The sequence below is a fragment of the Pseudonocardia spirodelae genome (assembly GCF_037727765.1).
In the GTDB taxonomy this organism is placed as follows: Bacteria; Actinomycetota; Actinomycetes; order Mycobacteriales; family Pseudonocardiaceae; genus Pseudonocardia; species Pseudonocardia spirodelae.
The window spans coordinates 235,414-261,555 of sequence record NZ_JBBJUP010000004.1; the positions used below are offsets into that span (position 1 = coordinate 235,414).

28 protein-coding genes and 2 tRNA genes are annotated in these 26,142 nt (G+C 77.2%); 11 read left to right on the forward strand and 19 right to left on the reverse strand.

The window, feature by feature from the left end; translation table 11 throughout:
- Positions 1–4: 4 nt before the first annotated feature.
- The 3 genes from WJX68_RS06760 to WJX68_RS06770 are packed head-to-tail and all read left to right on the forward strand — an operon-like array spanning position 5 to position 2,251.
- The gene (locus WJX68_RS06760; RefSeq protein WP_340287101.1) at positions 5–790 is read left to right on the forward strand and encodes an MBL fold metallo-hydrolase; all 786 of its coding nucleotides are present in this window, start codon (positions 5–7) and stop codon (positions 788–790) included.
- Positions 791–812: 22 nt separating this feature from the next.
- The gene (gene rph / locus WJX68_RS06765) at positions 813–1,607 is read left to right on the forward strand and encodes a ribonuclease PH (protein ID WP_340287103.1); all 795 of its coding nucleotides are present in this window, start codon (positions 813–815) and stop codon (positions 1,605–1,607) included.
- Positions 1,604–2,251: a non-canonical purine NTP pyrophosphatase gene (locus WJX68_RS06770; RefSeq protein WP_340287105.1), complete on the forward strand. Its 648-nt coding sequence runs from the start codon at positions 1,604–1,606 to the stop codon at positions 2,249–2,251. The genes rph and WJX68_RS06770 overlap by 4 nt, the downstream gene beginning before the upstream one ends.
- Positions 2,252–2,290: 39 nt before the next feature.
- Here WJX68_RS06770 and WJX68_RS06775 read toward each other — a convergent pair whose 3' ends face one another.
- Entirely contained in the window at positions 2,291–2,689 is a 399-nt protein-coding gene (locus tag WJX68_RS06775) for a carboxymuconolactone decarboxylase family protein (RefSeq protein ID WP_340287106.1), read from the reverse strand.
- A 96-nt stretch (positions 2,690–2,785) separates the two neighbouring features.
- On the opposite strand from WJX68_RS06775, the gene WJX68_RS06780 reads away from it, so the two are divergent.
- The gene (locus tag WJX68_RS06780; RefSeq protein ID WP_340287107.1) at positions 2,786–3,475 is read left to right on the forward strand and encodes a TVP38/TMEM64 family protein; all 690 of its coding nucleotides are present in this window, start codon (positions 2,786–2,788) and stop codon (positions 3,473–3,475) included.
- Between the two features lie 20 nt (positions 3,476–3,495).
- Here WJX68_RS06780 and WJX68_RS06785 read toward each other — a convergent pair.
- From WJX68_RS06785 to WJX68_RS06800, 4 genes are all read right to left on the reverse strand, one after another.
- Positions 3,496–3,568: transfer RNA gene (locus WJX68_RS06785), tRNA-Leu, on the reverse strand.
- Complete coding sequence (locus tag WJX68_RS06790) at positions 3,559–4,209, reverse strand: HNH endonuclease signature motif containing protein (RefSeq protein WP_340287109.1); 651 nt, start codon at positions 4,207–4,209, stop codon at positions 3,559–3,561. Before WJX68_RS06790 ends, WJX68_RS06785 begins: the two co-directional genes overlap by 10 nt.
- Before the next feature lie 32 nt (positions 4,210–4,241).
- Complete coding sequence (gene bcp, locus WJX68_RS06795; protein WP_340287111.1) at positions 4,242–4,709, reverse strand: thioredoxin-dependent thiol peroxidase; 468 nt, start codon at positions 4,707–4,709, stop codon at positions 4,242–4,244.
- Between the two features lie 87 nt (positions 4,710–4,796).
- Entirely contained in the window at positions 4,797–5,213 is a 417-nt protein-coding gene (locus WJX68_RS06800; protein ID WP_340287113.1) for an HNH endonuclease, read from the reverse strand.
- Positions 5,214–5,426: 213 nt separating this feature from the next.
- On the opposite strand from WJX68_RS06800, the gene WJX68_RS06805 reads away from it, so the two are divergent.
- Complete coding sequence (locus WJX68_RS06805) at positions 5,427–5,648, forward strand: DUF3618 domain-containing protein (protein WP_340287115.1); 222 nt, start codon at positions 5,427–5,429, stop codon at positions 5,646–5,648.
- Between the two features lie 66 nt (positions 5,649–5,714).
- On the opposite strand, the gene WJX68_RS06810 is transcribed toward WJX68_RS06805, so the two are convergent.
- From WJX68_RS06810 to WJX68_RS06825, 4 genes are all read right to left on the reverse strand, one after another.
- The gene (locus tag WJX68_RS06810) at positions 5,715–6,923 is read right to left on the reverse strand and encodes an NAD(P)/FAD-dependent oxidoreductase (RefSeq protein WP_340287117.1); all 1,209 of its coding nucleotides are present in this window, start codon (positions 6,921–6,923) and stop codon (positions 5,715–5,717) included.
- Positions 6,924–7,011: 88 nt separating this feature from the next.
- Entirely contained in the window at positions 7,012–7,788 is a 777-nt protein-coding gene (locus tag WJX68_RS06815) for a SigB/SigF/SigG family RNA polymerase sigma factor (protein WP_340287119.1), read from the reverse strand.
- A gap of 1 nt (position 7,789) precedes the next feature.
- A complete protein-coding gene (locus WJX68_RS06820; protein WP_340287120.1) occupies positions 7,790–8,221 on the reverse strand; it encodes an ATP-binding protein in 432 nt (143 codons plus the stop codon).
- An 82-nt stretch (positions 8,222–8,303) separates the two neighbouring features.
- A complete protein-coding gene (locus tag WJX68_RS06825) occupies positions 8,304–8,750 on the reverse strand; it encodes an STAS domain-containing protein (RefSeq protein WP_340287121.1) in 447 nt (148 codons plus the stop codon).
- 212 nt (positions 8,751–8,962) lie between these two features.
- Here WJX68_RS06825 and WJX68_RS06830 point away from each other — a divergent pair, with 212 nt between their 5' ends.
- Together WJX68_RS06830 and WJX68_RS06835 are read left to right on the forward strand one after the other, a co-directional pair.
- On the forward strand, positions 8,963–11,263 hold the full coding sequence (locus tag WJX68_RS06830) for a SpoIIE family protein phosphatase (RefSeq protein ID WP_340287123.1): 2,301 nt from the start codon (positions 8,963–8,965) through the stop codon (positions 11,261–11,263).
- Between the two features lie 335 nt (positions 11,264–11,598).
- Positions 11,599–12,087 carry a hypothetical protein gene (locus WJX68_RS06835; protein ID WP_340287125.1) on the forward strand — a complete coding sequence of 163 codons (489 nt, stop codon included), beginning with the start codon at positions 11,599–11,601 and terminating at the stop codon, positions 12,085–12,087.
- 56 nt (positions 12,088–12,143) lie between these two features.
- Here WJX68_RS06835 and WJX68_RS06840 read toward each other — a convergent pair whose 3' ends face one another.
- From WJX68_RS06840 to WJX68_RS06860, 5 genes are all read right to left on the reverse strand, one after another.
- Positions 12,144–12,467 carry a WhiB family transcriptional regulator gene (locus tag WJX68_RS06840; RefSeq protein WP_340287127.1) on the reverse strand — a complete coding sequence of 108 codons (324 nt, stop codon included), beginning with the start codon at positions 12,465–12,467 and terminating at the stop codon, positions 12,144–12,146.
- 271 nt (positions 12,468–12,738) lie between these two features.
- Positions 12,739–13,155, reverse strand: a complete 417-nt coding sequence (locus WJX68_RS06845) for an STAS domain-containing protein (protein ID WP_340287129.1) — start codon at positions 13,153–13,155, stop codon at positions 12,739–12,741.
- Positions 13,156–13,214: 59 nt separating this feature from the next.
- Entirely contained in the window at positions 13,215–15,035 is a 1,821-nt protein-coding gene (locus tag WJX68_RS06850; protein ID WP_340287131.1) for a SelB domain-containing protein, read from the reverse strand.
- A 3-nt stretch (positions 15,036–15,038) separates the two neighbouring features.
- Positions 15,039–16,376, reverse strand: coding sequence for an L-seryl-tRNA(Sec) selenium transferase (gene selA, locus WJX68_RS06855; RefSeq protein ID WP_340287133.1), 1,338 nt, complete (start codon positions 16,374–16,376; stop codon positions 15,039–15,041).
- A gap of 50 nt (positions 16,377–16,426) precedes the next feature.
- On the reverse strand, positions 16,427–17,305 hold the full coding sequence (locus tag WJX68_RS06860; RefSeq protein WP_340287135.1) for a hypothetical protein: 879 nt from the start codon (positions 17,303–17,305) through the stop codon (positions 16,427–16,429).
- 207 nt (positions 17,306–17,512) lie between these two features.
- Between WJX68_RS06860 and selD the strand changes: the two genes are divergently transcribed.
- Both selD and cds1 read left to right on the forward strand, forming a co-directional pair.
- Positions 17,513–18,547: a selenide, water dikinase SelD gene (gene selD / locus WJX68_RS06865; RefSeq protein ID WP_340287137.1), complete on the forward strand. Its 1,035-nt coding sequence runs from the start codon at positions 17,513–17,515 to the stop codon at positions 18,545–18,547.
- Between the two features lie 21 nt (positions 18,548–18,568).
- On the forward strand, positions 18,569–19,687 hold the full coding sequence (gene cds1 / locus WJX68_RS06870) for an L-cysteine desulfhydrase Cds1 (RefSeq protein WP_340287139.1): 1,119 nt from the start codon (positions 18,569–18,571) through the stop codon (positions 19,685–19,687).
- Here cds1 and WJX68_RS06875 read toward each other — a convergent pair.
- The 3 genes from WJX68_RS06875 to WJX68_RS06885 all read right to left on the reverse strand — a co-directional run bounded on the left by WJX68_RS06875 (position 19,684) and on the right by WJX68_RS06885 (position 21,475).
- Positions 19,684–20,943 carry an amidase family protein gene (locus tag WJX68_RS06875; RefSeq protein WP_340287141.1) on the reverse strand — a complete coding sequence of 420 codons (1,260 nt, stop codon included), beginning with the start codon at positions 20,941–20,943 and terminating at the stop codon, positions 19,684–19,686. The genes cds1 and WJX68_RS06875 overlap by 4 nt on opposite strands.
- 40 nt (positions 20,944–20,983) lie before the next feature.
- A tRNA-Sec gene (locus WJX68_RS06880) sits at positions 20,984–21,076 on the reverse strand.
- Positions 21,077–21,082: 6 nt separating this feature from the next.
- On the reverse strand, positions 21,083–21,475 hold the full coding sequence (locus WJX68_RS06885) for an STAS domain-containing protein (protein ID WP_340287143.1): 393 nt from the start codon (positions 21,473–21,475) through the stop codon (positions 21,083–21,085).
- A 252-nt stretch (positions 21,476–21,727) separates the two neighbouring features.
- On the opposite strand from WJX68_RS06885, the gene WJX68_RS06890 reads away from it, so the two are divergent.
- Entirely contained in the window at positions 21,728–22,219 is a 492-nt protein-coding gene (locus WJX68_RS06890; RefSeq protein WP_340287145.1) for an acyl-CoA thioesterase, read from the forward strand.
- A gap of 1 nt (position 22,220) precedes the next feature.
- Here the strand turns inward: WJX68_RS06890 and WJX68_RS06895 are convergent, their stop codons facing one another.
- Entirely contained in the window at positions 22,221–23,591 is a 1,371-nt protein-coding gene (locus WJX68_RS06895; protein ID WP_340287147.1) for a glycosyltransferase family 2 protein, read from the reverse strand.
- Positions 23,592–23,990: 399 nt separating this feature from the next.
- On the opposite strand from WJX68_RS06895, the gene WJX68_RS06900 reads away from it, so the two are divergent.
- Positions 23,991–25,283, forward strand: a complete 1,293-nt coding sequence (locus WJX68_RS06900) for a competence/damage-inducible protein A (RefSeq protein ID WP_340287149.1) — start codon at positions 23,991–23,993, stop codon at positions 25,281–25,283.
- 68 nt (positions 25,284–25,351) lie between these two features.
- On the opposite strand, the gene WJX68_RS06905 is transcribed toward WJX68_RS06900, so the two are convergent.
- Positions 25,352–25,951, reverse strand: coding sequence for a superoxide dismutase (locus tag WJX68_RS06905; RefSeq protein ID WP_340287151.1), 600 nt, complete (start codon positions 25,949–25,951; stop codon positions 25,352–25,354).
- Positions 25,952–26,142 lie beyond the last annotated feature (191 nt).

Genomic DNA, 26,142 nt, shown 5'->3' on the forward strand with positions numbered 1-26,142 from the left:
GCCCATGCGGCTGATCGTCCTCGGGTGCTCCGGCAGCGGCCCCGGCCCCGAGTCCCCGGCGTCCGGCTACCTCGTCGAGGCCGGCGCCACCCGCCTGACCCTCGACCTCGGCAACGGGACCCTCGGCGCGCTGCAGCGCCACGCCGACCCGTTCGCACTCGACGCCGCCCTGTTCAGCCATCTGCACCCCGACCACTGCTCGGACTTCCCGTCGCTGGTCGTGCACCGCCGCTACCACCCGCGGCCCCCGTTCGACGCGACCGTGCACCGGCTGCCCGTGCACGCCCCGGCCGGGGCGCACACCCGCTTCGCCCGCGCCGACGCCGTCACCGAGGCCGACTACGCGCGCGCCGACCTCACCGACGTCTTCTCCTTCCACGACCTCGTCGCCGGTGCCCCGTTCACCGTCGGCGCCGGCGAGGACACCGTGACCGTCACCGCGTACGAGGTCGTGCACGTCTGCCCCTCCTACGCACTGCGCCTCGAGCACCGCGGCCGGGTCCTGACCTACTCCGGCGACACCGCCGCCTGCGCCGGGCTCGTCGAGGCCGCCCGCGACGCCGACCTGCTGCTCTGCGAGGCCAGCTGGCCGCACGACGAGGCGGGCCCGCCCGGGATCCACCTGTCCGGCCGGGAGGCCGGCGAGCACGCCGCGGCCGCCGGGGCGCAGCGCCTCGTCGTCACCCACGTGCCCGCCTGGTACGACCGCGAACGCATCGGCGCCGAGGCCAAGGCCGCCTTCGGCGGGGCCGTCGAGCTCGCCCGGCCCGACGCGGTGTTCGACGTCTGAACCCGGTTCCTACGATGGCCGGGTGACACGAGCAGAGACCAGGGCGGACGGCCGGACCGACGACGAGCTGCGGCCGGTGCGGATCACCCGCGGCTTCCAGAAGCACCCGGCCGGATCGGTGCTGGTGGAGTTCGGGGACACGAAGGTCCTCTGCGCCGCCAGCGTCACCGAGGGCGTGCCGCGCTGGCGCAAGGGCTCCGGGCTCGGCTGGGTGACCGCCGAGTACGCCATGCTGCCCTCGGCCACCGACACCCGCTCCTCGCGGGAGTCGGTGAAGGGCCGGATCGGCGGGCGCACCCACGAGATCTCCCGGCTCATCGGGCGCTCGCTGCGCGCCTGCATCGACCTGCGCGCCCTCGGCGAGAACACCATCGCGATCGACTGCGACGTGCTGCAGGCCGACGGCGGCACCCGCACCGCGGCCATCACCGGCGCCTACGTCGCGCTGTGCGACGCCGTGACCTGGCTCGGCGAGCACGGCAGGCTGACCGACCCCAAGCCGATCTCCTGCCAGGTCGCCGCCGTGTCGGTCGGCGTGGTCGACGGCCGCGTCCGGCTGGACCTGCCCTACTCCGAGGACTCGCGGGCCGAGGTGGACACGAACGTCGTCGCCACCGAGACCGGCACGCTCATCGAGGTCCAGGGCACCGGCGAGGGCGCCACGTTCTCCCGCTCCACCCTCGACGCGATGCTCGACTCCGCGCTCGCCGGGATCACCGAGCTCGCCCGCCTGCAGGTCGAGGTGCTCGCCGCCCCGCACCCGAAGCTCGCCGCCGAGCAGGCCGACGAGCAGGGCGCGGGGGAGGAGGAGCAGTGAGGATCCTGCTCGCCACCCGCAACGCCAAGAAGCTCGTCGAGCTGCGCCGCATCACCGCCGCGGCCGGCCTCGACGGCGTCGAGATCCTCGGCCTCGCCGACGTCCCCGAGTTCCCGGAGGCCCCCGAGACCGGCGCCACGTTCGCCGCGAACGCGCTGGCCAAGGCCCGCGACGCCGCCGCCGCGACCGGGCTGCCCGCCGTCGCCGACGACTCGGGCATCACCGTCGACGCGCTGAACGGGATGCCCGGGATCTTCTCGGCCCGCTGGTCCGGGCGCCACGGCGAGGACGAGGCCAACCTGCAGCTGCTGCTCGGCCAGACCGCCGACGTGCCCGACGGGCGCCGCGGCGCCGCGTTCGTCTGCGCCGCCGCGCTCGTCACCCCGGACGCCGCCGCCGACGCCGCGTTCGACGGCGAGGGCGACGTGCCCGGCCGCACCGTCGTGCACGGCACCTGGCGCGGCACCCTGCTGCGCGCCCCGCGCGGGGCCAACGGCTTCGGCTACGACCCGGTCTTCGCTCCGGAGGGCTCCGACCGCTCCTCGGCCGAGCTCTCCGCCGAGGAGAAGGACGCCGCGTCGCACCGCGGTCTCGCGCTGCGCGCGCTCGTCCCGCACCTGCAGGCGCTGGCCGCCCGGGGCTGAGCCCACGCCCCCGGGGGAGCCGCGGCCCCGGGGGAGCCGCTACTCGGGGGCGGGCTCGGCGAGGACGCGCTGCGCGATCCGGAACGCGGAGTTCGCCGCCGGGACCCCGCAGTAGATCGCGGTCTGCAGCAGGATCTCCACGATCTCGTCGTGGTCGAGCCCGTTGCGCCGCGCGGCGCGGACGTGCAGCTCGAACTCCTCCCAGTGCCCGTGCGCGACGAGCGCGGTCAGCGTCACCGCCGAACGCATGCGCCGGTCGAGACCGGGGCGGGTCCAGATCTCGTTCCAGGCGTAGCGGGTGATCAGCTTCTGGAACTCGGCGGTGGTCGGGGTGACGCGGTCCAGGGCCGCGTCCACGTAGCCGGAGCCGAGCACCTGGCGGCGCACCGCGAGGCCGTCGGCGTCGAGCTCGGCGGGGTCGATACCGGGGTCGCTCATGGGGCGCAGCCTCTCACGGCGCCCGGCCCGGCGAGATCGCTCACGACCACGGGGAGGCGCCGCCGGCGCCGCGGACGATCTCGGTACGGTGGGCGCGTGCGGTGGTGGCGTGTGCTCCTGGGCTGCCTCGGGCTGGTGCTCGTGGCCGCACTCGTCGTCCTCGTCGCGCGGTCGCTGGGTCTGCCCGTCGTCCCGCGCTTCGGTGACCTGCGCCGCACCGTCGAGCTCGCCGGCGCCTGGGGCCCGGTGGTGTTCGTGCTCCTGCAGGTCGCACTCAACGTGCCGCCGTTCCCGCGCACGGTGTTCACCGTCTCCGCCGGGCTGCTGTTCGGCGCCGTCGGCGGGGCCGCGCTCGCGCTGCTCGCGACGGCGCTGTCCGCGGTCGTCGCGTTCGCCCTGGTCCGGGTCACCGGCGGGCGGATGGTCGCCCGCTACGCCGAGCACCCCCGGGCGGTGTGGGTGCGCCGGCGCCTGGACCACCACGGCGTGCTCGCGGTGACCTCGCTGCGGCTCATCCCGATGGTGCCGTTCGCGGCGATGAACTACCTCGCCGGACTGTCCCAGGTGCGGTTCTGGCCGTACCTGGTCGGGACGGTCGTCGGGTCGGCGCCGAGCACGATCGCCATCGTCGCCCTGGGCGACGCGGTGACCGGGCACGTGTCGCCCGCGCTGCTCACCGTCTCGCTGGTGTGCGGGGTGCTCGGGCTCGGCGGGGTGCTGGTCGCCGCCCGGCGGCCACTGCCCGACGAGGCGGACGAGCGGGCCGGCGCGTCGCCCACCGCCTGAGACGGCGGGCGACGCGGAGGTGCCGGCGGCGGGATTCGAACCCGCACTCGTGGCCACCTAAAGACCATGCCTCTGCCGTTGGGCTACGCCGGCCGACCTTTTCGGGAACACCACGTCGGCGTCTGCGCGTGGCAGTTCGGGCACAGGATACGGAGGTTCTCCAGCCGGTTGTCGGTGTGGTCGCCGTTCACGTGGTCCAGGTGCAGCGGGAGGGGGCGCTCCCGCCACCGGTCGATCCCGCAGATCTCGCACCGGGGCTCCTTCAGTCCGGCGGACACGAGCCGCTTGCGGAGATGTCCGGTGTTGCGCATCGGCGAGTCGCGGACCAGGACCTCCGACAGGGGGCGCACGGTCCGGGTGGCCGTCGGCCGCCCGCGGGACCAGGCCCGGCCGCGGAAGTGCGCGGTGTCCAGGCCGAGACGGCGGATGTGGCCGAGCAGGAGGCGGTGCATGCCGCCGCTCGGCGCGTAGCCCAGCCGGCGCAGGACCGCCGACACCGACTCCGAGTCCCGGACCGCCGCGGCCAGGTCCTCGTCGGTCCAGTGGTTCCGGCGCCGCTGGGCCCCCGGCCCCGGCAGATGGCGCGCGTCCGCTCCCACCCGCGCGATGTGGGCCCGCAGCCAGTCGTAGCGGCCCGGCCGCAGCCCGAGCGCGCGGCACACCTGCGCGAGCGTCGCCGACGACGCCACCGCCGCGACGAGTTGCTCGTCGGTCCAGCCGCGGGCGCGGGGCACGTCTCACCCCGCGCCCGCCGGCCGGGACGGCATCAGACCTTCCAGTCCCGCCGCAGCTTCGCCACGTGCCCGGTCGCCTTCACGTTGTACTGCGCGTCGGCGATCGTGCCCTTCTCGTCGACCAGGAACGTCGAGCGGATCACGCCGGTGACGGTCTTGCCGTAGAGCTTCTTCTCCCCGAAGGCGCCCCAGGCGGTGAGGACCTCGCGGCCGGGGTCGGACAGCAGCGGGAAGGTGAGCTGCTCGGCGTCGCGGAAGGTGGCGAGCTTCGCCGGCTTGTCCGGGGAGACGCCCAGGACGTCGATGCCGGCCTCGTTCAGCTCGGCCAGGTTGTCGCGGAAGTCGCAGGCCTCCTTGGTGCAGCCCGGCGTGCTCGCCGCCGGGTAGAAGTAGACGACGACCTTGCGGCCGCGGAAGTCCGCGAGCGAGACGGGCGTGCCGTCGGCGTCGTCGAGGGTGAAGTCGGGGGCGGGGTCGCCCGCCTGCAGCCGTGTGCTCATGCCGGTCAGCGTGCCACCCGTGGCACCGGCCGCCGCCACGAGTGCGTGGCCTGTGGACGGCACGGCCGGTCGTGGACGGGCGGGGGCTCAGGACCCGCCTGCGAGCCGTTCCAGCCGGCGCAGCTGCCCGTCCAGGTAGGGGCGGGCCCGGCGCTGCCCGCCCCGCTCGGCGATCGCGGCGGCGAGCGACCGCAGGGTGCCGAGCACGGCGTCGAGGTCGGGGTCCCAGCCGCGCCGGACGCACTCGGCGAACCAGTCGGCGGGGCTCGTGTGGCCGCGGTGGCGGTTGCAGCGGCCGCAGGCCACGACCTCGTTCTCCAGCCACGACGGGCCGCCCTTGACCTTCGGCACCAGGTGGTCGGTGGTCGCGCGGACCCGTCCGGTGCAGTCGCGCCGGCACCAGACGCAGTGCCCGCCGTCGCGCCGGGCGGCCCGGCGGAGGCGGTCGGCCCGGCCGGGCTGCGCGGCGGTCACGGGCGGGCCGGGGACGACCGTTCCCTGCACACCCCGCCAGTCTCCCGGTCCTGCGCCGATCCCGCCCGCGGACGCCGGATCCGCGGCGCGCCGGTGACCGGGGCGCGCGGACGCCGGGTCCGGTGGCTACGGTGTGTGCCACGCCGCTCGCGGTGCCCGGACACCGTCGTCCGGCGCCGGCGGGCGCGAGCAGCAGGAGTCCCGGGTGCCGAAGGCGTCCCGGCCGAGTCGGAGGTGGACGTGGTGGCCCGCGACCCCGAGAGCATCCAGCGCGAGATCGAGAAGACCCGGGACGCGCTGGCCGAGAGCCTGGACGCACTGGCCGACCGGGCGAACCCGAAGAACCTGATCGAGGGCGGCAAGGAGCAGATCGCCGAGCGCCTTGCCGACCCGAAGATCAAGTACTCGCTGATCGCGGTCGGCACCCTGGTCGGGCTGGCGATCGTCCGCTCGATCTTCCGGTAGTCCCGTTCCCGCACGACGCCCGGCCGGTGGACCCACCGGCCGGGCGTCGTCGTGTGCGGGACCGGGTCAGGACAGCTGGTCGCGCAGCTCCAGCGTGGCGGCGCGGTCGGCGCCCTCGGCCAGCGGCCTGCGGTAGCGGGCCACCAGGCGCGCGGCCCCGAACCCGGCGACGGCCACGAGCTCGTCGCCGCGCAGGTAGCCGAGCACGGTGCCCTTGACCGGCCCGCCGTCGAGCCCCTCGCCGTGCAGCGCCAGCAGCGAGTCCGCCCGGTCGGGCCGCCCGACGAGCTGGATCTTGAGCCCGAACTGGTCGGACCAGAAGAACGGCACCGCGGCCGGCGGGAGGTCGGAGCCGGTGATGTCCGCGGCGACGGCGGCGGCCTGGTCACTCGCCGAGGTCCAGTGCTCCAGCCGGGTCCGCGTCCCGGTGTCCGGATCGGCCCAGGCGGCCGCGTCGCCGGCCGCCCAGACGCCGGGCAGGCCGTCGACCCGGCCGCGGTGGTCGCACGGGACGCCGTCGGTGACGTCGACGCCGGCGGCCTCCAGCCAGCCCAGGTCGAGCATCCCGCCCACGCCGACGACGATCTCGTCGGCGCGCACGGTCGTCCCGTCCGACAGCGTGGCCCCGCCGGCGTCCATCGACGACACCGACACCCCGGTGCGCAGGTCGACCCCGGCGTCGGTCATGAGGCGGGCGACCAGGGCCCCGGCCTGCTCGCCGAGCAGCCGCGCCATCGGCACCGTCCCGGACTCGACGACGGTGACGGCGACGCCGCGGTCGCGCGCGGTGCTCGCGACCTCGGCCCCGATGAACCCGGCACCCACCACGAGCAGCGACGACGCCTGCGCGAGCGCGTCGCGCAGCGCCGCGGACTCGTCGACCGCGCGCAGCAGGTGCGCCGAGTCGGGCTGGTCGTCGAGCACCCGGGAGGTCACCCCCACGGCGAGGACGACGGCGTCGGCGTGCAGCACGGTGCCGTCGTCGAGCTCGACCTCGGAGCCGTCGTCGCCGGGGCGCAGCGCCGTCGCGGCGCGGCCCAGGTGGGTGCGGACGCCGAGCTCCTCGAGGTCCTCGGCGGTGCACAGGTCGACCTTGGTGCGCTCCCAGTCCCCGGCCAGGAACTGCTTGGACAGCGGCGGCCGGTCGTAGGGCAGGTGCTCCTCGGCGCCGACCAGGCTGATGCGCCCCTCGTAGCCGTCGCGGCGCAGGTTCTCCACCGTGCGCAGCCCGGCGAGCCCGGCCCCCACCACCAGCACGTGTTCCGGCACGCTCATCGTCTCCCTCCGATCCGCGGACGCGGGTGTCGCCGCGTCCCGCGCCGATCCTCGCCGAGAGGGGACGCGGGCGCCCGGCGACCGGCCGTCAGAAGCTGCGGTCGTCGGGGTCGAGCCGGTTGCGCAGCCGGGACAGGGTCTGGGCGAGCAGCCGCGAGACGTGCATCTGGGAGATGCCGACCTCACCGGCGATCTGGGTCTGGGTGCGGTTGCCGAAGAACCGCAGCATGACGATGGTGCGCTCGCGCGGCGCGAGCTCGGCGAGCAGCGGGCGCAGCGACTCGCGGTAGTCGACGCGGTCGAGCTCGGCGTCGGCGTCGCCGACCAGCTCGCCGACCGTGGCGCTGCCGTCCTCCGACGACAGCATCTCGTCGAGCGAGGAGCTGCGGTAGGCCTCGGCGGCCTCCAGCCCCTCCAGGACCTCGGAGACGGGCAGGTCGAGGTGGTCGGCGATCTCCGACGGCCGGGGCGCGCGGCCCAGGGTCTGCGACAGCTCCGACACCGCGCCGTTGATCGAGACGTGCATGTCCTTGAGCCGGCGGGGCACCCGCATCGACCAGCTCTGGTCGCGGAAGTGCCGCCGGACCTCGCCGGAGATGGTGGGCACGGCGAAGGAGAAGAACTCGCCGCCCTTGCCGGGGTCGAACCGGTCGATGGCGTTGATGAGGCCGACGGTGGCGACCTGGACGAGGTCGTCGAGCGGTTCGCCGCGGTGGTTGAAGCGGCGCGCGATGTGCTGGGCGACCGGGAGGTAGCCGGTGACGAGCTGCTCGCGGAGCCGTTCGCGGCGGGGGTCGCCCGCGTCGAGGCCCGCGTACTCCTCGAGCAGCGGGGTGAGGTGGGCGTACTGGGGGTCCGCCGTCACGTCACAGCCCGTGGCCCGCGAGTTTGTGCAGGCGGATGGTGAGGGCGGGGCGCCCGCCGTCCTCCTCACCGGTCTCGACGGCGACCTGGTCGGCCAGGGTCTGCAGCACCCGCCAGCCGAAGCTGTCGGTCGGCAGCTGGGCACCGGTGCCGGTCTCGACCCGGGCCGCGACGTCGATCCGCTCGTCGCCGACGGCGAAGGTGCACCGCAGCGAGGCGCCGGGGGCGGCCATCGCGACGAGCGTCGCGCAGGCCTCGTCGACGGCCATCCGCAGGTCGGAGATCGCGTCCAGGTCGAAGTCGGCCCGGGCGGCGAGGTCGGAGGCCACCGCGCGGACCGTGGGGATCAGCGCGGGACGGGCCGCGGTCCTGATCTCGACGGTGTTGTCGGTGCCGGCGCCGTGCACCGTGCCTGCCACGTCCTCCTGGGCCACGCTGGCGAGTCCTTTCGTGCGATCGGGGGTGTCGGGCCGGATCATGTCGTCTCCGGCGGTGCGGTGCAGGTCCGGGTGCCGCTCACGGCCCGGGAACACCGTCCCGGCCGGGGATGGCGTCCTGGTCGGCCAGCACGGTGAACAGCTGGGCGGACCCGGTGACCTCCAGCGGGCGCAGCACGGCCCGGTTGGTGGCGACCACGTAGAGCCGCCGGTCGTCACGGGAGGCGCGGCGGGCGGTGTGGATGAGGACGCCGAGGCCGCTGGAGGCGAGGAACGTGACGCCCTCGAGGTCGACGGCGAGGTCGCGGCCCTCGCCGTCGGGGGCGAGTGCGAGCAGCTCGTCGAGGGCGACCTCGAGGCGCGGGGCGGTGAGGGTGTCGACCTCGCCGCACACGGTGAGCACGGTCAGACCGGTGCGCGGTGAGGAGAACCGGACCCCGAGGTGGGCGGAGTCGGCGCCGTCGAGCTCGGCGTCGCCGTCCCCGCGGGACGGGTGCGCCGGCGCGGATCCGGGCAGAGGGATCACCTCCGTGTCGGGCGCCGGTCGGCGCGATGCGGTGCGGGCGCCGCCGTGCTCTCGACGGGCAGTACGGGTCGGACCGTGCCCGGCGCACCGGGCCGGGGGCGGGCCGCCGTGGCCCGACCGGGGTCCGGTCCACCTGCGACAGGAGACCGCGCCCGACGATACCGGCCGGGTTGGGCGGGCCGGTCACGGCGCCTGCCCTTAGGCTCGCCGGGGTGACCCGGTACTCCGACCTCGGTCCGGCAGGCCCCGCCGGACCTCCCGGCGACGCCGTGGACCGGGCCGTCGACCAGGCGGTCGCGACGTCCGTGCAGTCGCTCGGCGAGCAGCCCAGCACCCCGGCCATGCCGCACGTGCGCGGGGGCGCGCAGGTCGCCGTCCTGATGATCGACATCGAGGACCGCCGGATCGTCTACGCGAACACGACCGCGCTGGAGCTGGCGGGGGAGCGGCCGGTGCGGCTGCCGATCGGCGTGCGGGAGTGGAGCGAGGCCGTCCGGCTCACCGACCTCGACGGGCGGCCCCACACCGGGGAGAGTTCGCCGCTGGGCCGGATCGCGGCCGGTGAGGCCGTCTCCGGCGAGCCGGTGGCGCTGCACGGGCCGGGCCTGATGCCCGACCGCGACGGGCGGCCCGTCCCCGGCGACGGCGCCACGGCCAGCAGCACGCTGGTCTGGGTGACCGGGTTCGCGCTGGCCGACCCGAACGAGCAGGCTCGGGGCACGTTCGCGCAGGCGAGCGGGACCGGGCCCGGCCGGGCGCTGGCCGTACTGCTGCCGCTGGCGGACTCCCAGGCCGGATCCGGCGACGGCGACCGGGACCGCCTGGGCTTCCTGCGCGACCGCGCGGTGCTGGCGACCGAGATGTCGTTCACGATCTCCGACCCGAAGACCGAGGACGACCCGCTGGCCTGGGTGAACCCGTCGTTCGAGCGGCTGACGGGGTACCCGCTGGACGAGGTCGTCGGCCGCAACTGCCGGTTCCTGCAGGGGCCCAACACTGACCGGTCCGCGGTGCGCCGGGTGCGCGAGGCGCTCAACGACCGCCGCCCGATCACCGAGGTGCTGCTCAACTACCGTCGCGACGGCACCGCGTTCTGGAACCAGGTGTCGATCTCGCCGGTGCACGACGGCGACGGCGAGCTCGTCAACTTCGTCGGGGTGCAGAGCGACGTCACCGAGCGGGTCGTCGTCGAGCAGGAGCGGCGGGCCGCGCTGGCCGACGCCGAGGCCGCCCGCGCCCAGCTGCGGCTGCTCGCCGAGGCGACCACCCAGATGACCTCGGCGCTCGACGTCGCCGACGCGTGCCGGCGCTTCGCCCGGATCGTGGTGCCCGAGCTGGCCGACCTGTGCACGGTGGACCTGCTCGACACCCCCGACGGCGCGGCGCGCGAGCGGCTGGCCGTCGCCGCCCGCGACGACGAGGATGAGGCGCTGCTGTCACGCTCGGGCCCGCTGCGGACCTCCCGGATCGAGCAGCAGGCCGAGGTCGCGGTGCGCACCGGCAAGCCGTACCTGGTGCAGGAGCTGCCCGAGGACGGCGCCGAGGTGTACCCGGACGACCCGGCGGCCGCCGAGACCTACGAGCGGCTGCGGCTGCGCTCGGCGATGGTGGTGCCGCTGCTCGGCCGCGGCCGGGTGCTCGGGCTGGTCACGCTGTCCACCCAGTTCCCCTACGGCCGCCGCTGGACCCAGCGCGACCTGCACCTGGCCTCCGACCTGGCCGGGCGGGCCGGGCTCGCGGTGGACAACGCCCGGCTCTACGAGGTGGAGCGGGCGGCGGCGGCGACCCTGCAGCACAGCCTGCTGCCGGCCCTGCCGACCGTGCCGGGGATGCGGGTCGCGGCCCGCTACCTCGTCGGCGCGGACGGCAACCAGGTCGGCGGGGACTGGTACGACGTGCTGCCGATGCCCGACGGGTCGGTCGGCGCGGCGGTCGGCGACGTCGTCGGGCACGACCTGTCCGCGGCCGCGGCGATGGGCCAGCTGCGCGGTGTGCTGCGTTCCTACGCCTGGGGCGGCGACGCCCCGGGCTCGGTCCTGGACCGCTGCGACCAGCTGGTGCAGGGGCTCGACATCGCCGCGATGGCGACCGCGGTCTACGCCCGGTTCGGCCCGGCCGGCCCGGACGGCGCCCGCACCCTGACCTACGCCAACGCCGGGCACCCCGCCCCGCTGCTGCGCGACCCGCAGGGCCGGCTGCACCGCCTCGACGCGCACCACTCGCCGATGCTGGGCGCGGTGCCGGAGTTCGGGCGGGCCGGCGGCGCGCACCGCGACGAGGCGAGCACCCCGTGCACGGCCGGGTCGCTGCTGGTCTTCTACACCGACGGCCTCACCGACATCATCGGCGAGGACGCGGACGCCCGCACCGAGCTGATCGAGCGGACGCTGGCCGGCCTGCCGTCCGACGCCGACCCGGAACGGGTGGTGGAGCGGCTGCTCGAGGTGTGCCTGCCCGAGCGGCTCGACGACGACATCGCGCTGCTCGCGGTGCGGCTCGACCGCCCCGCCTGACCCCGCGACCCCGGCGCGGCCGGCCGGGGTGCGTGCCGCGGGAGCGACGCCGCGCGACGGCCGTCCGGCGGGGCGGCCGTGCCGCTCGACCGTCCGGCCCGCGCGGTCGACCGGCGGGCGGAACGGCCCCGCGGAGGCGGTGTCCTGCACCACGTCCGCGGGCCCGCCGGACCGGACGACACTCCGTTCGCGGCGCGGGTGACCCCACTCGTCCGTTCGGTGGCGAATTCGGCGCGCGAGCGGCGGATGCGGACGTTGTACTCGTCGGAGCAGGCAGGTGCGGGACGGGGGCAGTGGTGGGGCAGGGGACGACGCGGCCGCGGAGGCTGGTCGCCGTGGCGCTGACCGCGGCCGAGTCCGAGCGGGCCGGGAGCTCGCTGGTGGCGCTGTCGGGCGAGGCCGGGCGGACCGACCTGCTCGTGGTGCGCGACGAGCCGGCCCGGACGCGGCGCCCGCTGAGCCCGGCCGAGGCGCTCGAGCTCCTGGCGGCCGAGGACGACGGGGACGACGACACGGGGCCCGAGGGGCTCGACGTGCGGGACCCGCGGGTGCACGTGCACCGGCTCGGGCTGCGCTGGACCGTCGACGACGCCGACGAGGCCGATCTCGTCGCGGCGCTGTCGGAGCTGGTCGGGTTCGACCCCGACGACGACACCTGGTGCGTCGCCCCGGCCGGCGGCGGTGCGGTCGCCGACCCGGAGATCGCGGTCGTCCGGCGTGCGGTGCGCCGGGTCGCGCGGGTGTACGGGCTGCCGGTGCTGCCCTACCGGGCGCCGGGGACCGAGGTCGGGCCCGTCGTCGCGGCGCTGACGCCGACCGGCTGAGCGCACCCGGGTACGGGAACGGCCCGCCCGCAGCGGGCGGGCCGTGACGGACGGGGTCAGACGACGGCGGCGAGGCCCGGGGTCTCGGCGGCGATGCGGTCGGCGTCGCGGCGCTCGAGGATCGCGCGACGCTCGGACTCGCCCAGCCCGCCCCAGACGCCGAACGGCTCACGGCTGGCGAGGGCGAAGCGGCGGCACTCCTGCAGCACCGGGCAGCCCCGGCAGACCTGCTTGGCCCGCTCGGTGCGACGCGACCGCGAGGGGTTGCGCTCACCGTCGGGGTGGAAGAACACGGCGCTGTCCATGCCGCGGCACGCACCCAGACGCTGCCACTGCCACACGTCGTCCATCGGGCCGGGAAGCCGGGAAACGTCGCTCACGCGCTCACCTCGTCGATCGGGACCCGGGTGGACCGGGTTGGCTGTCCACCCGGTTCCCGACGGGCTCCGCGATCAAACCTGAGCGGATCCGCGGTGGACGCCCACGCGGCCGTGCCGTCCGCCGCCGCGGGGTGCCGGACGCCCGCGCGGACGTCCGGTCCGGGACCATCGGCCCTGTTCACGCCGTCGCAGGTGGCGCGAGGCACACTCCGGACGAATCGCGTCGCTCCGACACGAAACAATCGCGGGTTGTGACCCGGATCACAAGCGCTCAGGATTCGAGCGCGGCCCGGACGTCGTCGTGGATGTCGAACAGGTGGTGCAGCCCGGCGATGCCGATCGGGCGCAGCACCCGGCGCTCGGTGCAGGCCAGCCGCAGCTCGACCCCCGAGCGGTGGGCCTGCTCGCGCAGCTCGATCAGCGCGGCGAGACCGGAGGTGCCCAGGAAGCGCACGCCGTCGAGGTCGAGCACCACGAGCGAGGCGGCGGCGATCCGCTCGGCGACGGCGTGGCGCAGCTCCGGCGCGGTCAGCATGTCCAGCTCACCGGTCACCGCGACCACGGTGACCCCGGCGGACGGCTCGGAGGTCTCCAGCCGCAGCCCGTCGCAGGTGTCGGTGACCTCCGGGGACGTCCCGCCGGGGATGCCGTCGGAGGTGCCGGCGGCGGGCGGGCGGGAGTCGGTCATTGGGCCGACGGTAGGCACCGCGGCAGCCCGACGCCACTCGGGACCGGGCGCCGCGGCGCTCAGCGGACCCGGTGGGTGCCGTCCGGGGTCCGGACCGTCAGTCCCCTGCGGGCCAGCAGTTCCAGCAGCGGCACGACGACCCGGCGGCTGCTGCCCAGCGCCTGCCGTGCGGCGGCGACGGTGAACTCGTCGCCGAGCCCGCCGAGGACCGCGACCGCCCGCTCCGGGGCGTCCGGGGCGAGGACGACCTCGGGGGTGACCCGCAGCAGCTCCCCGGCCCGTTCGAGGACGGCGAGCTCGCGCGGCCCGAGGCCGAGCTCGGTCAGGCGCGCCGCCTCCGGGGCGGCGAACGGGGCGGCGTCGAGGTCCGCGCGCAGCCGGCGGGCGGCGGCGAGCAGCGCCTCCGGCGGCCCGGCGTCGGCGGCGGCGCGCACCCGGCCCCCGCGCAGGACCGGCCCCCCGGCGGGACCGCCCGCGGCGAGGACCACCCCGACCAGGGCGGCGTCCGGGAGCCCGGCGGCGCGGCGGGCGGCGGCCAGGGGGAGGCCCGGGTCCAGCGGGTCCGCCGCGTCGTGCGCGGCGACGGCCTCGGCGAGCGCGGCGCCGGCCCGGGCCGCGGTGGCCGGGTGCAGCAGCCATCCGGCGGCGCCGGGCACCCGCGCCGCGAGGTCCCGGACCTCGGGCCCGGGCACGCCCCAGCGCAGGAGGTCCTCCGCGCGCACGGCGCCGCGGCGGGCCAGCTCGCCCGCCGCGTCCGGGACCGCGCCCGCGTCCGCCAGCGCCGCGGCCCGGCGGCGGGCCGCGCCGCGGCGGCGCAGCGCGGGCGGCGCCGGGTCGAGCACGGTCACCCCGGCCACGATCCGGCCCGCCCCGGGGTCGCGCAGCACCGCGCGGTCGCCGATGCGCAGCGGGAGCGGGCGGGCCGGGTGCAGCCGCACCAGGGGCCCGCCCGGTGCGCCGGCGTCGAGCGGCCGGAGGCGGACCGGGACGGCCGCCGAGCCGACGTGCAGCGTCAGCCCGACCGGCGAGGACGGCACCTCCACCGGCCCGCCGACGCCGTGCAGCCGGACGTCGGCGTCCGCCGTCGCGGGCCAGGCACCGGGCCCGAGCAGCGCGTCCCCGCGCTCGACGCGCTCGCGCGGCACCCCGCGCAGGTTCAGCGCGACGCGGGCGAGCGCGCTGGCGGACCCGACCGGCTCGCCGAGCTCCTGCACCCCGCGCACGGTCACCGGGACGCGGCCGTCGGCGCCGTCGAGCTCCAGGGTGTCGCCGGGGCGCACGGTGCCGCTGCGCAGGGTCCCGGTGACGACCGTCCCGGCGCCGCGGACGGTGAACGCCCGGTCCACCCACAGCCGGACCGGGCCGGCCGGGTCGGGCGCGGGCAGCCGCCCGCACAGCGCGACGAGCGCCACGCGCAGCGCGTCGAGTCCGGCGCCGGTGCGCGCGGAGACGGCGACCGCGGGCCAGCCGCCGAGCCCGCGGGCGTCGAGCGCGGCGCGGGCGTCGTCGAGGGCCAGCTCGGGGTCGAGCAGGTCGGCGCGGGTGACGACGAGGAGCCCGTCGGTCACCCCGGCGGCGGCCAGTGCGTCGGCGTGCTCACCGGACTGCGGCATCCAGCCCTCGTCGGCGGCGACGACGAACACCGCCGCCGGCACGGGACCGGCCCCGGCGAGCATGGTCGCGACGAACCGTTCGTGCCCCGGCACGTCGACGAACGCGACCGTCCCGGCCCCGGGCAGCTCGGTCCAGGCGAACCCGAGGTCGAGGGTCATGCCGCGGCGCCGCTCCTCGGCGAAGCGGTCCGGCTCCATCCCGGTCAGGGCCCGGACCAGCGTGGACTTGCCGTGGTCGACGTGCCCGGCGGTGCACAGCACGTGCACCGCTCAGGCCTCCCGTCCGGCGGCCCCGGCGACGGAGCGGACGGCGCGGGCCAGCTCGGCGTCGGCGGCGGGCGGCAGCGCGCGCAGGTCGAGCAGGCAGCGGCCCTCGGCGGTCCGGCCGAGCACCGGCGGGTCGGCGTCGCGCAGTGCGGCGGCGTAGTGCTGCGGGAGCGCGACGGCCGCGCTGGGCAACGCCACCCCGGGGGCCCCGCCCCCGCCGACCCCGGCGACGGTGTCGGTGGCGACGGCGTCGATCCCGTCGGCGGCGAGGCCGGCCGCCAGCTGCGCGGCGCGGGCGCGCAGCGCAGCGGGGTCGGCGTCGAGGAACTCCCGCACCGGCGGCACCGGCCCGGCGACGGTGGCCTCCAGCGCGGCCAGGGTCAGCTTGTCGACGCGCATCGCGCGGGCCAGCGGGAACCGGCGCACCCGTTCCACCAGCGCGGTGCCGCGCTCGCCGCCGCCCAGCAGCAGACCGGCCTGCGGGCCGCCGAGCAGCTTGTCCGCCGACGCGGTGACGAGGTCGGCGCCGGCGGCGAGGGTGCCGGCGGCGTCGGGCTCGTCGGGCAGCAGCGGGTGCGCGGTGAGCAGCCCGGAGCCGATGTCGGCGACCACCGGCGGCCCGAGCCCGGACAGCTCGCGCACCCCGACCGCCGAGACGAACCCGGACACCACGAAGTTCGACGGGTGCACCACCAGCAGGAACGCGGTGTCCGGGCCGATCGCGTCGGCGTAGTCGCGCAGGTGGGTGCGGTTGGTCGTGCCGACCGGGCGCAGCCGGGCCCCGGTGGACTCGATGAGCTCGGGGATGCGGAAGCCGTCGCCGATCTCGACGAGCTGCCCGCGGGAGACGACGATCTCGCCTCCGGTCCCGGCGAGCGCGGCGCAGACCAGGGCCAGCGCCGCGGCGCCGTTGTTCGCGATCCAGGCCGCCCCGGCGCCGGGGACGGCGTCGCGCAGCGCGGCGACCGCCCCCGCGCCGCGGGTGCCGCGCCGCCCGGTGGCCAGGTCCAGCTCGACGTCGCAGGTCCCGGCGGCGACGCCGAGCGCCTCGACGGCCGCGGCCGACAGCGGCGCCCGGCCCAGGTTGGTGTGCAGCAGCACCCCGCTGGCGTTGAGGACCGGACGGATGCCGGTCGCGGCGGCCGGCAGCGCGGCGCGGGCCGCGGCGGCCACGTCCTCCGGTGCGATGCGGCCCTCGCGGGCGGCCTGCTGTGCGGCGATGACGGCCCGCTTGACCCGGTCGCGGCCCAGCCGGGCCGCCGCCCCGGCGAGGGCGGGGTCGGCGAGCACGGCGTCGGTCCGGGGCACGCGCCGGCGCGGGTCGGCATCCGCGGTGGTCACCGGGGCACGGTAACGCGGTGCCGGGGCGGGCGCGCCGCCCCGGCGGCGGGTCAGGACGTGCGGGCCCCGTCGTCCCCGGCGGGGGCGGCGCCGTCGGGATCGGGCTCGGTGTCGCGCTGCTCGGGCAGGCTGACCACGGGCAGCGGGGCGGGACCGGTGTCCGTGCCGTCCGGTCCGGTCCCGGCCGGGCGGGCGTCCTCCCGGGGGGCGGCGCCGTCGCCGCGCAGGGCGTGCGCGGGTCCGGCGGCCGGGCGCGGCACCCGGTCGGTGTCGGCGTCCGGGCGGGGCGCGCGGGGGTCCTCGGGCCGGGGCGCGCGGGTGCGGGCGACGGGCGCGTCGAGCCGGCCCAGCTCGGTGCCCAGCAGGGCGTGCAGCCGGGCGATCTCCTCGCGCACCGAGCCGCGCAGCGCGGACACGTGGGCGTGCATGGACGCGGCGGTGTCGGCGACGAGCTCGCTGTCCCGGCGCGCGGTGACCCCGGCCGCGCGCAGCCGGTCGACCTCCCCGCGGGCGTCGGCGACGATCCGGTCCGCCTCCGCGCGGGCGGCGTCGAGGACCCCCGCGGCGTCGGCCTCGGCGGCCCGGCGGCGCTGGGCCGCCTCGTGCTCGGCCATGCGCAGGACCTTGTCGGCCCGCATGCCGAAGGTCTCCGCGGGGCGGGAGCGGGCGTCGTCCAGGGCCGCGGCCAGTGCGTCGGCCCGCTGCTCGGCGGCGTCGCGGGCCCGCTCGGCGGCGGCCAGCCGGCCGAGCAGGTCCTCGACCGTCGCGTCGCCGGCGCTGCGCGCGCCGTCACCGCCGCGCGGGGCCCGCTGCGGCAGCCCGGACGACGTCCGCGGGGCCGGGACGCCGTCACCGGTGCGGGTCGTCTCGTCGTCGCGCACGTCCTCGGCCGTCATGTCGGCCCCGGCCTCCGTGACACCGTCGGTCACCTCGTCGTCCGTCCCCCCGTGCCGCCCCGGTACGGGGCCCGTGCTGCGTTCACGGTGCGTCAGTCTCCGTGTCCCCGGCGCGACCCGACAGCCCCCGTTCGGCGGACGGCTGCGACCCGGCGTCCGACGGTGCGTCACCGGACCGGCGCAGCGGGCGTCGCCGCGCGGGTGGCGGCGATCACGCTGCGCCGCTGCGAGGATGGCGGCATGGCCGACCCCGTCACCGCCCGCCGCCTCACCGAGTTCAGCCACGGGGCGGGGTGCGGGTGCAAGCTCGGGCCCGCGCAGCTGGGCGAGGTCCTCGCGGCGGTGACCCCGCCGTCGCACCCGGACCTGGTCGTGGGCACCGACACCGGCGACGACGCCGCCGTCTGGCGGCTGTCGCCCGACCGCGCGCTCGTCGCGACGACCGACTTCTTCACCCCGATCGTCGACGACCCCGCGACCTGGGGCGCCATCGCCGCCACGAACGCCGTCTCCGACGTCTACGCGATGGGCGGCCGCCCGCTGTTCGCGCTGAACCTGGTGTGCTGGCCGTCGGACCAGCTCGGCCCGGACGTGCTGGCCGCGGTCCTGGAGGGCGGCGCGGGGGTGGGCCGGGCCTGCGGGTTCGCCGTCGTCGGCGGGCACACCATCGACGACCCCGAGCCGAAGTACGGCCTCGCCGTGGTGGGGGAGGTGCACCCGGACGCGGTCCTGACCAACGCGGGGCTGCGTCCCGGCGACGAGCTGGTGCTGACCAAGCCGCTCGGGATCGGCGTCACCACCACCGCGGTGAAGCGGGGTGTCCCGGCCGACGTCGACGCCGCCGTCGCGGTGATGACCACCCCCAACGCCGACGCCGCCGCGGCCGCCCGCGAGGCCGGCGCCACCGGGTGCACCGACGTCACCGGCTACGGCCTGCTCGGCCACCTCACCAAGATGACCGTGGCCTCCGGGGTGGACGCGCACGTCGACGTCGCCGCCGTCCCGGTGCTCGACGGCGTGCGCGGCCTGGTCGCCGACGGCGTCGTCCCGGGCGGCACGCTGCGCAACCGGGCCTGGATCGAGGACCGCGTCGTCGCCGGCGCCGCGACCGAGGACGACCTGCTGGTCCTGTCCGACGCCCAGACCTCCGGCGGGCTGCTGTTCGGCGCCGCCCCCGGCCGCGGCGACGCGGCGGTGGCGTCGCTGCGCGCCCGCGGGCACCGCGCGGCCCGGATCGGCGGCGTCACCGAGGGGACCGGCCTGGTCCGGCTGTGAGCCCGTTCTAGGGTCTCGGGCGTGCAGCCCGTCGACCGTTCCTGTGCCCGTACCCGCGCCTGGGTCGACGAGGCGGTGCGCCGCGTCCAGGCCGACGCCAACCGCTCGGCCGACACCCACCTGCACGTGCTGGACCTGCCGGCCGGCTGGGGCGTGCAGGTCTACCTCAAGGACGAGTCGGTGCACCCCACGGGCAGCCTGAAGCACCGGCTGGCCCGCTCGCTGTTCCTCTACGCGCTCGCCTCGGGCTGGATCACCGAGGGCACGACGGTGGTGGAGGCCAGCTCCGGCTCGACCGCGGTGTCCGAGGCGTACTTCGCCCGGCTGATCGGGGTGCCGTTCGTGGCGGTCATGCCCCGCTCGACCAGCCCGGAGAAGGTCGCGCTGATCGAGCGCGAGGGCGGGCGCTGCCACTTCGTCGAGCACGGGCCCGACGTCTACGCCGAGGCCGAGCAGCTCGCCGCGCGCACCGGCGGGCACTACCTCGACCAGTTCACCTACGCCGAGCGCGCCACGGACTGGCGGGGCAACAACAACATCGCCGAGTCGATCCTCGCCCAGCTCGCCGAGGAGCCGCACCCGGTCCCGGAGTGGGTCGTGGTCGGCGCCGGGACCGGCGGCACGTCGGCCACCATCGGCCGCTACCTGCGCTACCGGCGGCTCGCGACGCGGCTGGCCGTCGTCGACCCGGAGGGCTCGGCGTTCCTGCCCGGCTGGACCGCGGGCGACCCGGGGTACGCGACCGGGGCGGCGTCGCGGATCGAGGGGATCGGGCGGCCGCGGATGGAGCCCAGCTTCGTGCCGTCGGTGATCGACCGGATGATCCCGGTGCCCGACGCGGCCAGCGTGGCCGCCGCCCGCCACCTGCGCGAACGCACGGGGCGCTGGGCCGGCGGGTCGACCGGCACCAACCTGTGGGGGGTCTACCAGGTCGTCGCGGAGATGCTGCGCGCCGGGCGCACCGGCAGCGTGGTGACCCTGCTCTGCGACGGCGGCGAGCGCTACCGCCACAGCTACTACGACGACGGCTGGGTCGCCGCGCAGGGCATGGACCTCGCGCCGTACACCGCGACGCTGGAGCGGTTCGTCGAGACCGGCCGCTTCGACCCGCCGGCCCAGCCGTCCGGTCCGGACGCCTAGCCCGGTCGGTCCCCGGCCAGCAGGACGGCGGTGGCGAGCAGCCGCCGTTCCGAGCCCGGGCGCCCGACCAGCTGCACGCAGCCGTGCTCGCCGGGGCGGTGCACCGGTGCGACCAGCGATGGCAGCCCGGCCAGGTTCCACGCGGCCAGCCCGGTGGTGCCCGCCCCGGCCGGGCCGGCGGGGGCGGGCAGCAGCCCGGCCTCGGCACCGGCGTCGTCGAGCCAGGCGACCATCCGCTGGCGCCACGACGCCGGGGTCGCCGGGCGCAGCCCGCCGAGGCGCCGGACCCGGCGGCCCCGCCGGACCAGCGTGCGCGCGCCCCGCGGCAGCCCACCGGGGTCGATGCCCAGGTCCTCCACGGTGCGGGCGAGCCCGGCCTGGCGGCGGCGCGCGGCGTGCACCCCCAGCACCGCCCGGTACGGCGGGTCGGCGGCGACCAGCCCGGCCCCGGACTCCTGCAGCAGCCGGATCGCGGCGTGCACGGCGCCGGCGGCGTCCGGGCCGGCGAGCCGGGTGCGGCCGGTGCGCAGCGACGCCGCGAGCGATCCCACGGGCACGGGCGGGCGGGGCGCGGCGTCCGGGCCGGCCGGGCGCAGCACCGACGACGGCGCGGGCGGCCCCGGTGCCGCGCTGGCGGACAGCGCGTCGAGCACCGCGGCGAGGTCGTGCGCGTGCCGGGCGACCAGGGTCGGCTCGGCCAGCCCGCTCCAGCGCCGCTCCGCCCCGGCGGGCACCGGCAGGACCCGGCGGCCGGGCTTGAGCGCGGCGAGCCCGTGCGCGGCGGCCGCGGCACGCAGCGCGCCGTCGCCGTCGAGGCCCAGACCCAGCGGGACGGCGCCCGAGGCGACCAGCGCGGCGGTGGCCCGCCCGCCCGGGGTGCCGTCGGAGCCGACGCCGTGCTCGGCCGTGCGGGCCCGGCCCGCGACGAGCGCGCCCGCGGCCCGCAGCCGCCGCACGACGTCGTCACCGCGGCCGGCGACGGAGATGCCGTCCTCGACCACGAGCGGGACGCCCGCCAGCGGCAGGGCGAACCGGTCGGTGCGCCGGTCGAGGGCGGCGGCCGCGAGACGCAGCGGCTCCGGGTCGACGACGGCCCGGCTGCCCGCGGGGTCCGCGGCGGCCAGCGCCGCGAGGAGCTCCTCGGCCACGGAGGCGGCGCTGCGCACGCCCTCGCGCACGGCCGCGGCGAGATCCGGCACGCCGGACGGGCCGTCGCCGGGTGCGGGGGACGGCTCGTCCAGGTGCAGGGTGCTCATCGCGGTGCGGTGCGTCGTCCCGGTCGTCGGGGGTGGTCGGCGGAGGCGGACGGGAATCGAACCCGCCTGGCCGAGATGCTCGGCCACGTCGGTGTTGAAGACCGCGGGGGCCACCAGGCACCCATACGCCTCCAGGTCCTCAGGCCGTGCGGAGCGCCTCCGGCACGCCGTCGGCCACGTCGAACAGGGACATCAGGTTCGTCGCCTCGAGCGCTCGGGTGACCGCGTGCGAGCCGCAGACCAGCCGCAGCCGGCCACCGGTCGTCCCGATCCGCTCCTTGGCCTCGACGAGCGCGGCCAGGCCGGCCGACCCGAGGAAGGTGACCCGGGACAGGTCGACCACGAGCAGGTCGGTGGAGCCGATCCGCTCGGCCAGCCGCTCGCTCAGCACGGGCGCGGTCATCGTGTCGATCTCGCCGTGCACGTGGACGACGACGGCGCCGTCACCGTGCTCGGCCACCTCGAAGCGGACGACCTCGCCGACGTCGGGGCCCTGGTCGTCCCCCACCCCGGTGGGCGTCTCACTGCTCATGTGTCGTGCTCCCTCGAGAGTCGTCGCCGTCGGCGACGCGCCGCGTGCCGGCCCGGACGGGGCCCACGCCGCGCATCACCGTGAGTGACAACCGGCCGCCGTTTCTTGACGGACCGCTCGTTCTGCCTCCGCCCCAGCCTAGTCCGCGCGGACGCCCACCCTACGACCGCGGTCGACGGTGGCACAAACCGTCCGCACCGCCCCGCGGCGCGGCTGCCGTACCGGCCGTCCGGGGCTGGCAGGGTGGGGGACATGAGCGCCGTGCCACCCCCGCCGTTCCGGGTCCGGATCGGGGTCCGCAGCTACGAGATGGACGTGAACGGGCACGTCAACCACGCCGTCTACCACCAGTACGGCGAGCACGCCCGGATGGAGCACTTCCGTGCGGCGGGGCTGTCCCAGCACGCGCTGGGGGCGCACGGGCTGACGATCGTCCTGCTGTCGACGACCGTCCACTTCCGGGCCGAGCTGCGTGCCGGCGACGAGCTGGAGATCGACTCCGTGATCGATTTCTCGGAGCGGAAGCCGTTCACGATGAGTCACCGGATCGTGCGGGTGGCGGCGGGCGACGGCACCCGCACGGACGATCTGTCCGCGGAGGTGCAGTGCACCCTCGGCGTGCTCGACACGACCACCCGGCGGCTCGCCGGAGGGCCGTACGGACGGCTGCGCGCCGCCGCGTCGGACCCGTCGCTGCTCGGACCGGGCCCGCGCGACGCGCTGCTCGGCCGCCCGTCGGACTAGGTCAGGCCCGGACGGCCGGGTCCCCGGCGCGGTCCGGCCGGCCCGCGGGGGTCTCGGCCGGGTGGGTGCCGGGTGCGCGGACGCCGGCGGGCGCGACCGCCGGGTGGCCGCCGGTCGACAGCACCCGGTGCGGGGCCGTGGTGCCCGCGCGGGTCGGCCCGATCAGCGGCGGCACCGCTCCACCGGCCCGCCGCACCTGCCGGCGCGAGCGGAGGTAGGCGCGGGGGCCGTTCAGCAGACCGCGGGTGCGCGTCTGGTCGGCGTCGGCGGGCATCGCCTCGCCGGCGCCGGACTCGCGCTCGGAGATGTGGCGCAGCCGTGCCATCGCCGCGGGCAGCCGGCGCAGCGCGACCGCGCGGCCCTGGGGCGAGAGCGCGACCTTGGCCAGGAAGCTGCCCAGCCCGACGGCGTAGCCCTCGAGCTGCGTGCGCAGGGCGGCCTGGTCGGGGCGGTGGTGGTGCCAGAGGTAGGCGCCGGGGGCGTAGCCCAGGACGTGTCCGGCCAGGATCATGCGGACGAGGAACTCGCAGTCCTCGCCGCCGTGGGTGGGGGTGCCGGGGCCCATGGCCTCGTCGAAGCCGCCGACGGCGCGGGCGGCGGCGGCGCGGACGGCGAGGTTGGCGCCGATGCCGAACAGGCCGGGGGCGAAGGGGAAGATCGGGGAGTCCGCGGGGGGCTCGGCGAGGGTGAAGCGGCGGGGGGTGAAGCCCTTGTTCCAGGCCAGGGCGATGTCGGCGGCGCGTTCCTCGGGGCTGGCGAGGCGGGCGGCGAGGACGGGGCCGGAGACGCAGGCGAGGTCGGGGTCGCCTGCGAAGGCGCCGGCGATGCGGGAGGCCCAGGCGGGGTCGACCTCGGTGTCGTCGTCGGTGAAGGCGACGAGCGCGGTGCGGGCCTCGGCCAGGCCGCGGTTGCGGCCCACGGACGCGCCGCGGCGGGGCTCGCGGACGTAGCGCACCCGCGGCGAGCCCGTGGCCAGCACGGCCTCACGGGTCAGCTCGTCGGTCGGGTCGTTGTCGACCACGACGACCGACAGCGCGGGGTGGTCGGAGGCCAGCACGGCGCGCAGGCAGCGGGCCAGGGAGTCCGGACGGCCCCGCGTCGCGACGACGACCGTGATCGGCTCGGTGCCGACCGGTGCCGGGGCGACCCGCTCGGGCGGCCCGAGCGTGATGAGCGCGGAGCGCAGGTCGGCGACGGTGGCCCGGCCCGCGCGCAGCGGCACGGTGACCTGGCCCTGCGGGGTGCCCCCGACGGTGACGAGCAGGCGGGCCGCGTGGAACCCGGGCCCGACCCGCAGGTCGCGCAGCGGAGCGAGCCGGTCCAGCTCACCCACCCAGATGGCGGCGTCGTCCGGCGCAGACTTCCCTGACATGGGACACAGTGTCGGACACCGGCGCCCGGGAAGCACGGAGAGTGCCGGGTCGCCGCGAAACGGACACGCTGTGTGTGGGACACCACGCAATTCACCGGATGCGGTGCGTATCCCCGGCGTCGCCGCAGGTCGGACCGGGCCCGCGCACCGCGGGTCCGCACGGACGACCGGCGTGCCGCCGGCCCGCCGGTTGCCCGGCACCCGGACGGACGACGACGAACGGCGCCGGACGTGCGGCGACACGCCGGGTCCGTCCGGTTCCGGGCGTGTCGGACGCCACGACCACCTGATCGGGTGACCGTGTCCACTGCGGACGGGCGGCGCGACCCCCGGGCCTGCACCGACGGTGGCCGGAACCGGAACGGGTGCGCACCGCCCCCGCGCGGGTAGGTTCGGATCATGAGCGAGCCCCGTCCCACCGCGTCGGTCCTGGTCACCGGCAGCGAGCTGCTGACCGGCCACGTCGCCGACGCCAACGGTCCCTTCGTCGCCCGCTCGCTGGGTGAGCTCGGCTTCGCCGTGTCGCGGGTCCTGCTGGTCGGGGACCGGCCGGAGGACCTGCGCTCGGCGCTGGAGTTCGTCGCCTCCGACGACCTCGTCGTCACCTCCGGCGGGCTCGGGCCGACCGCCGACGACCTCACCGCCGAGGTCGTCGCCGGGTTCGCCGGCGCGGCGATGGAGGTCGACACCGCGCTGCAGGGCCGGATCCACGACCGGGTGGCCGGGTGGGCGAGCCGCGCCGGGTGGGCCGGGCCCGCCCTCGACGCGGCGACGGCCAAGCAGGCGCGCGTGCCGCGCGGGGCGGCCGTGCTCGAACCGGTCGGCACCGCGCCGGGCCTGGCCGTGCGACGGCCGGGCGGGCCGCTGGTCGTCGTGCTGCCGGGGCCGCCCCGCGAGCTGCAGGGCATGTGGCCGGCCGCCCTCGAGGCACCGCCGGTGGCCGAGCTGCTGGCCCGGGTGCCGCGGGCGGAGGCGGTGCTGCTGCGCTTCGCGGGGCTGCCGGAGTCGGAGATCGCCGAGACCCTGCGCGACCTCGGCGCCGAGCTGGACCTGTCCGCGGTGGAGGTGACGACCTGCCTGCGCCGCTCGGAGCTGGAGGTCGACCTGCACCCGCTGCCCGGCGCCGAGCCGGTCGCCCGCGACCTCGCGGAGCGGATCGTGCAGCGGCACCGCCGCTCGCTGATCAGCGACGACGGCAGCAGCACCGACGAGCTGCTCGCCCGTGCGCTGACCGGGCTCGGCTGGACGGTCGCGACCGGGGAGTCGTGCACCGGCGGGCTGCTCGCCGGGCGCCTGGTGGACCGGGCCGGGTCCTCGGACTACGTGGCCGGCGGCGTCGTCGCGTACTCGAACGGGGCCAAGACCGCGCTGCTCGACGTGCCCGCCGCGCTGATCGAGCAGCACGGTGCGGTCTCGCCGGAGGTGGCCCGCGCGCTGGCCGACGGGGCGCGCGCCCGGTTCGGTGCGGACGTCGGCGTCGGCATCACCGGCGTCGCCGGCCCCGGCGGCGGCACCGAGGCCAAGCCCGTCGGCTACGTCTGCTTCTGCGTCACCACCGCCGACGGTCAGGTCGTCGCCCGCGACCCGCAGCTGCCCGGCGGGCGGGCCGACGTGCGCGAGCGCTCGGTGGACCTCGCGATGCACCTGCTGCTGCGCGCCACCGGGGTCACCGGTCCCGGGGCGCACCGCTGACACGCCCGCGCCCCGCCCGGACGGGTCCGGACGGGGCGCGGGTGCGGTGGCGACCGCGGGTGCCGGGTTCAGCCCTTCGCGGCGGCGAGGCGCTCGGCGGCGTCCGCCCAGTTCACGACGTTCCACCAGGCCTTCACGTAGTCCGGCTTCACGTTCTTGTACTGCAGGTAGAACGCGTGCTCCCACATGTCGAGCAGCACGATCGGGGTCTGCCCGGCGGGGAGCTGGGACTGCTGGTCGTAGAGCTGGTGGACCAGCAGGCGGTCCCCGAGCTGGTCGTAGCCGAGGATCGCCCAGCCGGAGCCCTGGATCGTGGTGGCGGCGGCGGTGAAGTGCGCCTGGAACGCGTCGAACGAGCCGAAGTCGGCGTCGATCGCGGCGGCGAGGTCACCGGTCGGCTTGTCGCCGCCGTCCGGGGACAGGTTCTTCCAGAACGCGGAGTGGTTGACGTGGCCGCCCAGGTTGAAGGCGAGCGTCTTCTCCAGGCCGACGATGGCGCCGAAGTCGTTCTTCTCCCGCGCCTCCGCCAGCTTCTCCAGCGTGCCGTTGAGGCCCTGGACGTAGGTGTTGTGGTGCTTGGAGTGGTGCAGCTCCATGATCTCCGGCGCGATGTGCGGGGCGAGCGCGGAGTAGTCGTAGGGCAGGTCCGGGAGCGTGTACTCGGCCATGGTCCTCTCCTGGGTCGGGGCGTGCGGCCCGACGCCGCACGTGATCACTTGCCAGTATCTCGCAACAGCCGCGTACCCGCGACGGGCGACGCGCACGCATGGACGGATCGATTCGCCAGGAGTAGCCTTCTGCAAGTCACTTGCAGCAGAGCTGTGGTGGCGGTGGTGATCGTTCTGGCAGCTCGACACCG